This is a genomic window from Niallia nealsonii, assembly GCF_002835805.1.
Taxonomy (GTDB): Bacteria; Bacillota; Bacilli; order Bacillales; family Cytobacillaceae; genus Niallia; species Niallia nealsonii.
Genome location: NZ_PISE01000085.1, coordinates 1 through 989, shown reverse-complemented (window position 1 = coordinate 989; position 989 = coordinate 1). Strand labels below are relative to the sequence as shown.

At 37.6% G+C, this 989-nt stretch carries 1 protein-coding gene; it reads left to right on the top strand.

The genetic code is table 11. The features are described 5' to 3' along the window. Positions 1-18: 18 nt before the first annotated feature. Positions 19-989 (top strand): mannitol-specific PTS transporter subunit IIC (gene mtlA, locus CWS01_RS22130; RefSeq protein WP_101179746.1); only part of this gene is annotated, 971 nt, incomplete at its 3' end.

Below are 989 nucleotides of genomic sequence, written 5' to 3'. Positions count from 1 at the left end.
ATAAGGGGTGAAATTAATATGTCAAACGAGAATAAAAGTGATATTCGCGTTAAAATACAACGTTTTGGCAGTCATTTAAGTGGAATGATTATGCCAAATATAGGAGCATTTATTGCATGGGGATTAATAACTGCTTTGTTTATACCAACAGGATGGTTCCCAAATGAGGAGCTTGCTAAGTTAGTGAGCCCAATGATTACGTACTTATTGCCATTATTAATTGGTTATACGGGCGGTAAAATGGTATATGATGTTCGCGGAGGAGTAGTTGGTGCCATTGCCACTATGGGGGTAATTGTTGGGGCGGATATCCCCATGTTCCTTGGTGCTATGATTATGGGGCCAATTGGTGGATATTTAATCAAAAAAGTGGATGATTTATTAAAAGGAAAAGTTAAAACAGGCTTTGAAATGCTAGTTAATAACTTTACTGCAGGAATTCTAGGAGCTATTATTACTATTATTGCTTTCAAATATGTTGGTCCTGTAGTAGAAGGCTTAAGCAGTTTATTATCAAATGGCGTACAAGCGATTGTGGATGCAAATCTATTGCCATTAGCAAGTATTTTTATCGAGCCGGCTAAAGTTTTATTCTTAAACAATGCGATTAACCAAGGAATTTTAGGTCCAATTGGGGTAGAACAAGCAAAAGAAGTTGGGAAATCTATTCTGTTTTTATTAGAATCAAACCCTGGACCTGGTTTTGGAGTACTATTAGCATACTGTTTATTTGGAAAAGGTACATCCAAGCAAACAGCACCTGGAGCAGCTATTATTCACTTCCTAGGTGGGATCCATGAGATCTATTTCCCATATATCTTAATGAAACCTATGTTATTATTAGCTGTTATCGGCGGAGGAATGAGTGGAGTATTCACATTCACATTATTCAACACTGGTCTTGTAGCTACGCCATCTCCAGGAAGTATCTTTGCTCTTATGGCAATGGCTCCAAAAGGTGAGCATTTAGGTGTGTTAGCTGGTGTATT